Annotated in this window: 10 protein-coding genes; 5 read left to right on the top strand and 5 right to left on the bottom strand. The window is 62.9% G+C overall.

The window, feature by feature from the left end; translation table 11 throughout:
* Positions 1 to 3 precede the first annotated feature (3 nt).
* The 3 genes from uvrB (at position 4) to B5M41_RS07595 (ending at position 6010) form a co-directional block, all read left to right on the top strand.
* The gene (uvrB, locus tag B5M41_RS07585) at positions 4 to 3120 is read left to right on the top strand and encodes an excinuclease ABC subunit UvrB (protein ID WP_134650029.1); all 3117 of its coding nucleotides are present in this window, start codon (positions 4 to 6) and stop codon (positions 3118 to 3120) included.
* 152 nt (positions 3121 to 3272) lie between these two features.
* Entirely contained in the window at positions 3273 to 4805 is a 1533-nt protein-coding gene (locus B5M41_RS07590; RefSeq protein ID WP_134650030.1) for a TIR domain-containing anti-phage reverse transcriptase, read from the top strand.
* 776 nt (positions 4806 to 5581) lie between these two features.
* Positions 5582 to 6010, top strand: coding sequence for a hypothetical protein (locus B5M41_RS07595; RefSeq protein ID WP_134650031.1), 429 nt, complete (start codon positions 5582 to 5584; stop codon positions 6008 to 6010).
* 29 nt (positions 6011 to 6039) lie between these two features.
* Here the strand turns inward: B5M41_RS07595 and B5M41_RS07600 are convergent, their stop codons facing one another.
* Both B5M41_RS07600 and dusA read right to left on the bottom strand, forming a co-directional pair.
* The gene (locus B5M41_RS07600) at positions 6040 to 6627 is read right to left on the bottom strand and encodes a J domain-containing protein (protein ID WP_134650074.1); all 588 of its coding nucleotides are present in this window, start codon (positions 6625 to 6627) and stop codon (positions 6040 to 6042) included.
* Positions 6628 to 6750: 123 nt separating this feature from the next.
* On the bottom strand, positions 6751 to 7827 hold the full coding sequence (gene dusA / locus B5M41_RS07605) for a tRNA dihydrouridine(20/20a) synthase DusA (protein ID WP_134650032.1): 1077 nt from the start codon (positions 7825 to 7827) through the stop codon (positions 6751 to 6753).
* 106 nt (positions 7828 to 7933) lie between these two features.
* Between dusA and B5M41_RS07610 the strand changes: the two genes are divergently transcribed.
* Positions 7934 to 8464: a gamma carbonic anhydrase family protein gene (locus B5M41_RS07610; RefSeq protein ID WP_134650033.1), complete on the top strand. Its 531-nt coding sequence runs from the start codon at positions 7934 to 7936 to the stop codon at positions 8462 to 8464.
* A gap of 5 nt (positions 8465 to 8469) precedes the next feature.
* Here the strand turns inward: B5M41_RS07610 and B5M41_RS07615 are convergent, their stop codons facing one another.
* Genes B5M41_RS07615 through B5M41_RS07625 form a run of 3 tightly spaced genes read right to left on the bottom strand, consistent with a single transcriptional unit; the run spans position 8470 to position 10620 of the window.
* Positions 8470 to 8865 (bottom strand): Fur family transcriptional regulator, encoded by a 396-nt coding sequence (locus tag B5M41_RS07615; protein ID WP_134650034.1) that lies wholly within the window; start codon positions 8863 to 8865, stop codon positions 8470 to 8472.
* The gene (locus tag B5M41_RS07620) at positions 8862 to 9692 is read right to left on the bottom strand and encodes a metal ABC transporter permease (protein WP_134650035.1); all 831 of its coding nucleotides are present in this window, start codon (positions 9690 to 9692) and stop codon (positions 8862 to 8864) included. The genes B5M41_RS07615 and B5M41_RS07620 overlap by 4 nt, the downstream gene beginning before the upstream one ends.
* Positions 9685 to 10620, bottom strand: coding sequence for an ATP-binding cassette domain-containing protein (locus B5M41_RS07625; protein WP_134650036.1), 936 nt, complete (start codon positions 10618 to 10620; stop codon positions 9685 to 9687). The genes B5M41_RS07620 and B5M41_RS07625 overlap by 8 nt, the downstream gene beginning before the upstream one ends.
* Before the next feature lie 99 nt (positions 10621 to 10719).
* Here B5M41_RS07625 and B5M41_RS07630 point away from each other — a divergent pair, with 99 nt between their 5' ends.
* Positions 10720 to 11823: a metal ABC transporter solute-binding protein, Zn/Mn family gene (locus B5M41_RS07630; RefSeq protein WP_134650037.1), complete on the top strand. Its 1104-nt coding sequence runs from the start codon at positions 10720 to 10722 to the stop codon at positions 11821 to 11823.
* The last annotated feature ends 137 nt before the right edge of the window (positions 11824 to 11960 follow it).

Consider the following 11960-nt stretch of genomic DNA (forward strand, 5'->3'; position numbering starts at 1 on the left):
CGCATGGCCAGAACCCCGAAAAAATCCCCGCCCTCGAACCCCGGTTTCGAGGAAGCCCCGCAGTCGCCTTTCGAGGGCGAACCCCTGTCCGGCAGCGTCTCCGACTGGGTGAAGCAGCTCGAGGCGGAAGCCGAGGCGGGCAGCGTCGAAAGCCGCCGCGAGGTGGCGTCGAAGGCCGGCAAGCACCGCAAGTCGGTGGAGAACGCCGCCCGCCGCCACACGGAAAACGTCACCGCCAGCAAGACCTCCCGCGGCGTCTCGATCGGCGGCTCGTCCGACCCCAGGACGCGCGCCGCCGCCGGCCTCAACCCGGTGTCGGGCATGGATGTCTCGCTGGAGGATGCCGCGTCGCTCAATGCCGGCACGGCGGTCACGGCCACGGTGGAGGCGCTGTCGGCGCTCATCGAGAGCGGCAACCCGCTGTTCAAGGACGGCAAGCTGTGGACGCCGCACCGCCCGGCCCGGCCGGCGAAGTCGGAGGGCGGCATCCCGATCCGCATGATCAGCGAATACCAGCCGGCCGGCGACCAGCCGACCGCCATCCGCGACCTCGTGGAGGGCCTGTCCGCGGGCGAGCGCAGCCAGGTGCTGCTCGGCGTCACCGGCTCGGGCAAGACCTTCACCATGGCCAAGGTGATCGAGGAGACGCAGCGCCCCGCCGTCATCCTCGCGCCGAACAAGACACTCGCCGCCCAGCTCTACAGCGAGTTCAAGAACTTCTTCCCGGAAAACGCCGTCGAGTACTTCGTCTCCTACTACGATTATTACCAGCCGGAAGCCTATGTGCCGCGCTCCGACACCTTCATCGAGAAGGAATCGTCGATCAACGAGCAGATCGACCGCATGCGCCACTCCGCCACCCGCTCGCTTCTGGAGCGCGACGACTGCATCATCGTCGCCTCGGTCTCCTGCATCTACGGTATCGGCTCCGTCGAGACCTACACCGCCATGACCTTCCAGATGGAAGTCGGCGAGAGGCTCGACCAGCGCCAGCTGCTCGCCGACCTCGTCGCCCAGCAATACAAGCGCCGCGAGATGGATTTCCAGCGCGGCAGTTTCCGGGTTCGCGGCGACACGATCGAGATCTTCCCCGCCCACCTTGAAGATGCCGCCTGGCGCATCTCGATGTTCGGCGACGAGATCGACGCGATCACCGAGTTCGACCCGCTGACCGGCCAGAAGACCGGCGACCTGAAATCGGTGAAAATCTACGCCAACAGCCACTACGTCACCCCGCGCCCCACGCTGAACGGCGCCATCAAGGCGATCAAGGAGGAGCTGAAGCTGCGCCTCGCCGAGCTGGAAAAGGCAGGCCGCCTCTTGGAAGCGCAGCGCCTGGAGCAGCGCACGCGCTACGATATCGAGATGCTGGAAGCCACCGGCTCCTGCGCCGGCATCGAGAACTATTCGCGCTATCTCACGGGCCGCAAGCCCGGCGAGCCGCCGCCGACCCTGTTCGAATACATTCCCGACAACGCGCTGATCTTCATCGACGAGAGCCATGTCACGATCCCGCAGATCGGCGGCATGTATCGCGGCGACTTCCGCCGCAAGGCGACGCTGGCCGAATACGGCTTCCGCCTGCCCTCCTGCATGGACAACCGCCCGCTGCGCTTCGAGGAATGGGATGCCATGCGGCCGGACACGATCGCCGTCTCGGCCACGCCCGGCGCCTGGGAGATGGAGCAGTCCGGCGGCGTCTTCGCCGAGCAGGTCATCCGCCCGACCGGCCTGATCGACCCGCCCGTCGAGGTGCGCCCGGCGAAAAGCCAGGTGGACGACGTGCTGGGCGAAATCCGCGAGACCACGCAGGCCGGCTATCGCACGCTCGTCACCGTGCTCACCAAGCGCATGGCCGAAGACCTCACCGAATACCTGCACGAACAGGGCATTCGCGTGCGCTATATGCACTCGGACATCGACACGCTGGAGCGCATCGAGATCATCCGCGACCTGCGTCTCGGCGCCTTCGACGTGCTCGTCGGCATCAACCTGCTGCGCGAAGGCCTCGACATTCCCGAATGCGGCTTCGTCGCCATCCTCGATGCCGACAAGGAAGGCTTTTTGCGCTCGGAGACGTCCCTCGTGCAGACCATCGGTCGCGCGGCGCGAAACGTCGATGGCAAAGTCATCCTCTATGCCGACCAGATCACCGGCTCCATGCAGCGCGCCATGGACGAGACGACCCGCCGCCGCGAAAAGCAGGTCGCCTATAACGAGGCGCACGGCATCACCCCGGAATCGGTGAAGGCCAGGATTTCCGACATCCTCGACTCGGTCTACGAGCGCGACCACGTCCGCGCCGACATTTCCGGCGTCGCCGGCAAGGGCTTCGCGGACGGCGGCAACCTCGTGGGCAACAACCTCCAGGCCCATCTCAACGCGCTGGAAAAAGCCATGCGCGACGCCGCCGCCGATCTCGACTTCGAAAAAGCCGCCCGCCTGCGCGACGAGATCAAGCGCCTCAAAGCCGCCGAACTCGCCGTCATGGACGACCCGATGGCGCGGCAGGAGGCGAGAAGCGCCGAAGGCGCGACCGGGAATGCAAAAGGCTCGGCGAAAAGTCAGGAAGGCGGCAAGAGCGGAAAGGCTGGCGCGTCCGGCACCCCGTCGAAATCCGCCTCGGCAAAGGCCGGCGGCGACGCAGGCGCGACCTCCGGCACCACCTCTCCGACGTCATCCTCGGGCTTGACCCGAGGATCCACAGCGGCGGACGCGGACACCGCGAAATCCCTCTTCCAGAAACCCTCGCTCGACGACATGGGCCCGGGCACCGACATCGAACGCCCCCTCTTCCGCAAGCCGAAGCTGGACGAGATGGGCCGCGACGTCGCCACGCCATCAGGCAAGTCGCTGTTCCGCAAGAACAGCCTCGACGAAATGACCGTCGGCCGGACCGAAAAACCCGTCACCGGCGACCTGCCCCAACGCCCGCCGGAAACCCTCTCCACCAAGAAACGCCATTCCCCCCTGCTGGAAGGCCAGCCCGAACGCGCCACCGGCGCCGACGACGCGAAGCCGGTCCGCCGGGGGAAGATCGGCGTCGGAAGCTATGAGGACCCGGCGGAGGCGAAGCGCAAGGGGCGGACAAAGGGGAAGACGGGGCGGCCGGGGCGTTGACACAGCAGTCAACTCAACTTGACAAGAACACAATCTCAGTTAGAAAATCGTAGAAGCTTGACCCTCTAATTGGTACCGGTGAATCCACGGTAGCTCGCTATAATGTCAGTACACATTCCCGCGCGCCGGCCGAATAAGCCGTGCGATCGGCGATGAAAGGTAAAGATCGAGGGTCAAGCATTTTGCTTCCAGAAAATCCCTTCAGCGATCCGATTTTTCGACTAAAAATCGCGCATTCCGTGCAAGATGTCGCATCGGCGTTGGGTTTAGATTCAGCGAAACTCTTCTATGTAATAAGACATTGCGATGATGGGCGTTATTACAAAAAATTCAAAATACCAAAAAAATCAGGTGGATTTCGAGATATATCTCGTCCTATCCGTGGCTTGGCAATGGCGCAAGATCGGCTGGCGACAATTCTAACAGCACATTACAAACCAAAATCTTTTGTAAAGGGCTACGTGAAAGGTGAATCATTTTTATCCAATGCGCAGTACCACGAGAGACAAAAATGGGTGATGAATATAGATATCGAGGATTTTTTTCCGTCTATCGGATTTGCCCGAGTTAGAGGGCTTTTCCTATCCTCATATTTTGGCTTCAACAGCAACGTTTCAACAATACTAGCTAGAATAACGACTTTTAATAATCAGCTCCCCCAAGGAGCATCGACATCACCCATTTTAGCGAACATCTTAGCTAACAACCTAGACAAGGGTATTCTTTCAACGGCGATAAGAGGAAGATTGCGATACTCCCGATATGCCGACGATATTACAATCTCATCGTCCCAGCGACATGTTCCCTCGTTAATCGTGAAAAATTGGGAGCCGGACAAAGGCAAAAGGGAAATTCGCGTTGGAAACGATATCGTTGATGCTTTCAAAAAGGCACACTTCAAGATCAATGAAAAGAAGACGAGAATCCAGTTCACATATGAACGACAGGAGGTAACTGGCCTCGTTGTAAATAAAAAAGCGAACGTTTGGCGAAAAGACGTTTCAAAAATAAGAATGAAATTGCATTCTGCGAAGAAATATGGCGCCGAAAATGCTGCAAAACTCTGGCTTGGGAAAGATAAATCAGGAAAAGATTTTTGGATCCACATTGAAGGATGGCTCGCCTACATCAGACAAGTTCGCGGCGTTGATGATCCAGTTCTTGCTAAACTTTGCAAACAAGCGATCCTGTCCGGATTAAAGGCTTCTAAATGGATACAAAGGTGCTCCGATATGGTGCGTGAATTCGATGTTTTCCTTTCCCACGCCAGTGAAGACAAAGAAAAAGTAAGAATCCTTAAGAACGCGCTAGAGATCAGAGGAATAAAGGTCTTCTTTGACGAGGATAGCATAGAATGGGGAGATTCCATCGTCGAGAAAATAAATCACGGCCTTCTAAAATCATCTTTTTTCATTCCAATTCTTTCCGATAAATTTTCAAAAAAAGGATGGACAAACAAAGAGCTAAACTCAGCAATACATATTAACATAAACCGAAAGGGAAGAATTCTACCGATCGCAATTAACGGATTTTCCATTGCAGAAAACTACCCTCTCCTCAACGAAACACTTTATAAAGTTTGGCCAAATAACGAAATTGAACAAAATATATTCATAGAAGAAGTTTCCGATCAACTTTTGCTTAAGATTCAAAAGACGCACTCGGAATCGGCGGGGCTGGGCTAACGTCAATTTATAAAGAGCGACTGAGTTGCTGTCAGCGAGGGCGCTCTTGTTTGGCGTTATACGGATCCAGATTTAATGATGTTAGGCCGCCATCAATTTTCCCCGCCCTCCGCACCCATGCGATAATCCCCTCATCCCGTCGCGGATACACCGCAAGGCGTTGCGGCGAGGCGGGGTCGGCGCTTGGGGTGTGGGACGGACGTAAGCCTGCATCTTGAGGGTCCGCGGAAAATGGTCTCCCTCCGGCGACACGGGGGAAGCGGCGGAGCGTCGGACCGGCTCCCCCGTTTCAGCCCCGGACGGCGCGTCGGGCGTGCCTGTGCGGCACACAAGGGGAGCGGGGCCGGAGGGTGCGTCGGCATCGTCCGCCGGAGTGATGTCTTGCCGGGAAAGGCGGCGACGCCTTTCCGCCCGGACGGTGCTCGAAGGTGAGCCCTGTCAGGCGCGAAAAACCCCGGCGGGGCCCGCCCCGGAAACCGACGGCAAACGCCGCCGGACCCGTTCCTTGCAGAGAGACCGGAGTCGCGGGCAAAAACCGCCGAACGGGGCGCTGAAAGGTGCCATTCATACTATCTGATGCGGCAGCTTTCAGCGCCCCGTCCGATACCGATGCCCCAAAACCCGGCGTGATCTCACGCGCGGCGATGCGGGCGGCTGCCTGCCTTGCGAAACCCGCCGCCCCGTCCTCTGCCGCCGCCGGCAACGGACTTGGTCCGCCAGCCCGTCGCGGCCCGGCGCCGCGCAGCCCGCGCCCTTCCCAACCGACAGGAGCCCTCATGTTCGACCGCAGCAAGCTTCCCCCGTTATCGCCCTTCCTGCTCGCCCGCATCGCCGAGATGCTGGCGCTGCCCTGGCGCGCCTGCCGCCTGCGCAGCTGCCGTCGCCGCGGGCGGTGCTGCCGGGTCTCGCGCGAAACGCAGCAACCCTTCTGCCTGCGCAACCTCGATGCCGGGCAGCGCGCGCAGTTCGACGCGGTGGCGGAGGAGGTGCGCGACATCGTCGATTACAGCTGGTTCTTCAGCCGGCTCACCTTTGCCTCGCCCTATCGCGACACGCGCGCGCTTCAGGATGCCGGCATGGCGGTGGCGCGCACGGTCCGGTCGGGCGCGTCGTTGCGGGAGTTCCGGGCCTTCGCCGCCATGCGCGCGGCGCAGCCGCCGGCCGAACATGACGGCGAGGAACCGCCGCTGCCGAAGGGCTGGTAGGGAATTGCGGATGACGGCGGCGGCGCGGCCTATTCGGCCGCCTCGCCCTTCACGTCGAGCGCGGCGGTGTCGAGGGCGGCGGCCAGTTCGTAGGAATAGCCCTCCAGCATCGTATAGGCCTGCTCGATCGCCTGGATCTGTCCCTCGGCATTGCGGATGGCCTCGGTGATCGACTGCGAGCGGGCGCGCAGCATGGAGCCGAGGAAATCCGTGCCGCCCTTGCGGCCGAGGCGGTCGATGTGCTGGCGCACCCGGTTGCGGTGGCGTTCGAGCTCCAGGATGTGGAAGCGGCTCTTGACGATGTCGTCGGAGAGTTTCCGGCGCATCGCCGCCAGCGGATCGAAGCTGCCCGGCTCGCGCTCGTCGAGGATGACGTCGTTGACCAGCGGTTCCAGCAGCATCAGGCCCTTGAGGTCGCGCGGGTCGGCGAGCTGCGGGTCGAAGCCGGTGTCGTCGAAGACCTTGCGGCGCACCGGGTCGCGCAGCAGGTCGTAGCAGGCCTGCAGGCGGGCGAACTGGTCGGCATCGCCGCCCGAATCGGGATGCATGCCCTTGGCGGCCTTGCGGTAGGCGGCCTTGACCGCGTTGTCGTCTGCATCGCGCTCCAGTCCGAGCATGGCGTAGGGATCGATCACGCGGGCACCTGTTCGTCTCTCATTGCGTCGTCGGTTCTTTTACGCCGTTTTCCGACCCCGAGGGGACGAAATTGTGGTCATGCCGGGGCCGATGCACAGAAAGCGCTACTCCGCCGCATCCTGCGCAGCACCCCGTGCCGACAGCACCGCCGCGAAGGCATCGGCGATCACCTGCGGCCCCGCCCCCGGCTTGGTGGCGTCGGTGGAGAGGATCTGCCGATAACGGCGCACGCCCGCAAAGCCCTGGAACAGGCCGACCATATGCCGCGTGACATGCGCCACCCGCCCGCCGCGCGCGATCACCTCGCCGGCATAGGCGACCATCGCATCGCGCACCGCCTCCCAGTCCTCGCCCGACAGGTCCTGCGGACCGGAGAAGACACCGGAAAGCTGGCCCTCCGACAGGGGATGCGGGAAAAACCGGTCCACGCCCGTGAGAACACCGCTATCCTGGTAGGCAGCCCGTCCGAGCATGACCCCATCCAGCCCGTCCATCGCCTCGACGGCCTGACTCAAAGTGTGAAGCCCGCCGTTGAGACCGATGAAAAGGTTCGGGTTTTCGGCCTTCAGCCGGTACACGAGGCCGTAGTCGAGCGGCGGGATGTCCCGGTTCTCCTTCGGCGACAGGCCCTGCAGCCAGGCCTTTCGCGCATGGACCCAGACCGCATCCGTGCCGGCCGCCGTCACGCGGGAGACGAGGTCGCGCAGCGCCACCTCCGGGTCCTGGTCGTCGACGCCGATGCGGCATTTGACGGTGACCGGGATCGACACCGCCGCCCGCATCGCCGCCACGCACTCGGCCACCAGATCCGGCTCGCGCATCAGGCAGGCGCCGAAGGTGCCGGATTGCACCCGGTCCGACGGACAGCCGACATTGAGGTTGATTTCGGCATAGCCGAAACCCTCGCCGATCCGCGCGGCCTCCGCAAGCTTTTCCGGGCTGTTGCCGCCCAGCTGCAAGGCCACGGGATGTTCGATCGCGTCGAAGCCGAGCAGCCGCTCGCGATTGCCGCGCAGGATGGCGTCGGCGACGATCATTTCGGTAAACAGCAGCGCGTTGCGGGTGAGTTGGCGCGCGAACACGCGAAAATGCCGGTCGCTCCAGTCGATCATCGGCGCGGTGGCGAAAATCTTCGTCCCCGTCTCCACGGCCCGGCTGTAGAATGTCGCTCTGTTCGTCATGGCCGGGCTCATACTCCATATGATCAGCAAAAACCACCCTCGCCCTTTCCCCCGGTCGCCGGGCCGGTGCTAGACTGTCACCGGAATCAGACCGCCGGAGGAAACCATGCCGCTTTATGCCCTCGACGACCGCGCGCCCACACTCCCCGCCGACGACCGCTACTGGGTGGCGCCGGATGCCAATGTCATCGGCAAGGTCATCCTCGGCGAGGATGTCGGCATCTGGTTCGGCGCCACGCTGCGCGGCGACAACGAGCCGATCATCGTCGGCGCAAGGTCGAATATCCAGGAAGGCGTCGTGGTGCATACCGATCCCGGCAAGCCCGTCATCATCGGCGAGGGCTGCACCATCGGCCACGGCGCCATCATCCATGGCTGCACCATCGGCCACAATTCGCTGGTCGGCATGGGCGCCACGGTGCTGAACGGCGCGGTCATCGGCAACAATTGCCTCGTCGGCGCCAATGCGCTGGTGACGGAAGGCAAGGTCTTTCCGGACAATTCGCTGATCGTCGGCGCCCCCGCCAAGGCCGTGCGCACGCTCGATGCCGAGGCGATCGAAGGCCTGAAACGCTCGGCGGAGGGCTATGTGCGCAACTGGCAGCGCTTCAGGAAGGGCTTGAAACCCGTCGGCTAGGGGATCTACGCGCAACCGGCGCAGGTGCCGCGGATCTCGATCGTCGTCTTGCCGGTCTTGAAGTTGCGGCCCTTGGCAAAGGCTTTCAGCCGGTCCTCGATCACGTGGTCGTGGAACTCCGTCACCTGGCCGCAGGTCTCGCAGATCGTGAAGGCGGTGATGCCGTGGTTGTGACAGCCCTCATGCGGATGGGCGCAGGCCACGAAGGCATTGATGCTCTCCAGCCGGTGCACGAGGCCGAACTCCAGGAGCTTGTCCAGCGCACGATAGACTTGGAGCGGCGCGCGAAACCCGTTGTCGCGCAGCTTGTCGAGGATGGTGTAGGCGCTGAGCGGGCTGTCGGAATGCGACAGCACGTCGAAGACGAGGCCCTGGTTCTTCGTCAATTGTTGCGTGGTCATGCCCGACCTCCCTGATTTGCCGCCGAATGTTCCACGACGCTCGTCCTCGGTTTCGTGATGAGGCTTAGAATGAACAGGCCAAGCGCTGCAACCACGATCGAGGGACCGGAGGGCGTGTCGAACTTCAGCGATCCGAACAATCCGCCAACCACAGCCAGCGCGCCGATCAGCGAGGCAAGCACCGCCATGATCTCCGGGCTGGTGGAAAAGCGCCGCGCCGTCGCCGCGGGGATGATGAGAAGCGAGGTGATCAGCAGGATGCCGACGATCTTCATGGCGATGGCGATGACGAGCGCCATCAAGAGCATGAAGGCCAGGCGCGTCTTCTCCGGCTGCATGCCTTCGGCCTCGGCCAGTTCCGGATTGACCGTCGACGCGATCAGCGGACGCCACATCCACACGATGGCGAAAACGACGAGAATGCCGCCACCCCATACGAGGTCCACATCGGCGCGCGACACGGCGAGGATATCGCCGAACAGGAAGCCGACGAGATCGATGCGCACCCACGTCATGAAGGACACCATGACGAGGCCGATCGCCAGCGTCGCATGGGAGAGGATGCCGAGCAGCGCATCCGTCGAGAGCGTGCCGCGCTTCTGGAGCAGCAGCAGAAGAAGCGAGACGGTCGCCGCGACGACGAAGACGCTGAGGAGCAGGTTGAAGTTCATCAGCAGCGACAGCGCCACGCCGAGCAGCGCCGAATGGGCCATCGTATCGCCGAAATACGCCATGCGCCGCCAGACGACGAAACAGCCGAGCGGGCCCGCGGTGAGCGCCAGGCCGATGCCGGCGACGAGCGCGCGCATGAAGAAATCGTCAAGCATCGCGCTTCTCCTGCTGTCCGGCGCCGTCAGGCACCACGCCGTGGTCGTGGCCGCAGCCGCAATCGGGCCCGTGCGTGTGCACGATGCGCATCGGCCCGGCGCGGCCGGTGGGCACGATCGGCGTATGATGGCCGTCGTTCGGGCGGCAATCGTTTGTGATCGAGCCGTCGGCATGCAGCACGCGGCCGTCGGGCAGATGCGTGTGGTCGTGATCGTGATTGTAGAAGGCCAGCGTCTGCCCGGCGCGCGCGCCGAAAAGACGCTGGTATTCCGCGCTCTGGCTCACCACCTCGGGCGTGCCGCGGCAACAGACATGGCCGTTGAGGCAGATGACGGTGTCGGTCTCGGCCATCACCACATGCAGGTCGTGCGAGATCAGCAGGATGCCGCAGCCGGTCGTGTTGCGGATCGTCTTGATGAGATCGTAAAGCGCGATCTCGCCGGAGAAATCCACGCCCTGCACCGGCTCGTCGAGCACCAGAAGATCGGGCTTGCGGGCAATGGCGCGGGCCAGCAGCGCGCGCTGGAACTCGCCGCCGGAGAGATGCTGCACCTCAGCGCGGGCGAGATGACGGATGCCGGTAGCGTCCAGCGCCGCCTCGATCTCCGCGCCCTTCAGCGGCGAGGTCAGCGTCATCAGCCGTTCCACGGTCAGCGGCATGGTCCAGTCGACGGAGAGTTTTTGCGGGACATAGCCGACCTTGAGGCCCGCCTTGCGCTCCACCCTGCCCTCGTCGGCCTTCAGCACGCCGATGGCCGCCTTGGCGGTGGTGGATTTGCCCGAGCCGTTCGGGCCGATCAGCGTGACGATCTCGTCGGGCGCAATCGAGAATTCCACGCCGCGCACGAGCCAGCGACCTTGGCGGCGCACACCGACGCCGGCAAGCGACACGAGCGGCGAAGCGGTCCTGGTTGGGGTCTGCAGCATCATTTTTTCCAAAAGCCTGTTGCCTCAGCATATGGCACACGTTATAGCATAACGCAATTGATGTAATAACATTACATTTACATTCAAGCGGAGTATCCCATGCAAAAGGCCGTTCGCGCCCTCCTCCTTTCCACCGCCCTTCTCGTTGCCGGCGTCGGTGCCGCGCGCGCCGAGGCGCCCGATGTCGTCGTGTCGATCAAGCCGATCCATTCGCTGGTCGCCGCCATCATGCAGGGCGTCGGCGAGCCGGGCCTCATCGTGGAGGGTGCCGCCTCGCCGCACACCTATTCGTTGAAGCCGTCCAATGCGGCCGCTCTCCAGAACGCCGATGTGGTCTTCTGGGTCGGCCATGGCCTAGAAGCCTTCCTTGAAAAGCCGCTGGAATCGCTCGGCGGCAAGGCGACCGTGGTGGAACTGGACGACGCGCCGGGCCTCGAAAAACTGCCCTTCCGCGAAGGCGGCCCGTTCGAGGCCCATACGCATGAAGGCGAAGGCCATGACCATGCGCATGAGGGCCACGCGCATGAGGGCGAGGAAGGCCATGACCATGAGAAGGAAGGTCACGACCACGGCAAGGAAGCGCATGCCCATGGTGAAGAGGCACACGACCATGGCAAGGAGGCGGACGGCCACGACCATGCCCATGGCGAGGAAGTCGGCCATGAAGGCCACGAGCACGGCGAATTCGACATGCATCTGTGGCTGAGCCCGCAGAATGCGCGCGCCATTGCCGCCGAAGCCGCCAAGGTCCTCGCCGAGAAGGACCCGGCCAATGCCGAGACCTACAGGAAGAACCTCGCCGGTCTCGAAGAAAGGCTCGATGCGCTCGACAAGGAGGTTGCCGAGACGGTCGCGCCCGTGAAGGATAAGCCCTTCATCGTCTTCCACGATGCCTACCAGTATTTCGAACATCACTACGGCATGCACGCCGCCGGCTCCATCACCGTGAGCCCGGAAACCCTGCCCGGTGCGGAACGCCTGACGCAGATCCGCGACAAGGTGAAGACGCTGGGCGCAACCTGCGTCTTCGCCGAGCCGCAGTTCGAGCCGAAGCTGGTCAATGTGGTGATCGAGGGCACGCCTGCGAAATCCGGGGTTCTCGACCCCGAGGCCGCCACGCTTGAGCCCGGCCCGGATCTCTATTTCACCCTGATGAAGAGCATCGCCACGTCGCTGCGCGATTGCCTCGGACAGGCCAGCTGAGGAGCGCTTGCGGCCGGCTCCGGCCTGAGCGCAACGCCCGCTCCATTCTCCACGCCGTCAACAGCATGGCGTGGAGACCTGGGTGGGTCCTATGGGGCCGGGCAGCCGCACTTCGAGAATGCGTGGCGGGATCATCC

This window comes from Shinella sumterensis, from assembly GCF_004514425.2.
Lineage (GTDB): Bacteria > Pseudomonadota > Alphaproteobacteria > Rhizobiales > Rhizobiaceae > Shinella > Shinella sumterensis.